Source organism: Pseudomonas sp. AC463 (assembly GCF_979253585.1).
On record NZ_CEEDDZ010000169.1, the window covers coordinates 1 to 398 of the forward strand.

At 59.5% G+C, this 398-nt stretch carries 1 pseudogene; it reads right to left on the reverse strand.

Annotated elements, in window-relative coordinates:
• A pseudogene (locus AC0IYH_RS29630) lies at nucleotides 1-398 on the reverse strand (DDE-type integrase/transposase/recombinase); the annotation flags it as partial.

A 398-nucleotide genomic window follows, 5' to 3' on the forward strand; every position in this document is an offset into this window, starting at 1 on the left:
CAGATCATGTCAAAGCGCATCTGACGCGACCAGGCCGTGTTGCGGTTACGCGGCTGCTCGGCGAACTGAATGCCATTGTCGGTGAGAATTGTGTGGATGCGGTAAGGCACAGCTTTCAGCAGGTGTTCGAGGAACTCCCACGCCGTGCGCCTGTCAGCCTTGTCGATCAGTTGGGTGACCGCGAACTTGCTGGTGCGGTCGATGCCCACGAACAGGTAGAGCTTGCCTTCGGCAGTCTGAACCTCAGCGATATCGATGTGAAAGAAGCAGTTGGGATAACGCTTGAAGCGCTGGCGCTTCGGTTTGTCGCCCTCGATATCCGGCAGGCGGGAGATGCCGTGCCGCTGGAGGCAACGATGCAGCGCTGACCGGGTTAGGCGGGATCGATGGCTGCAACG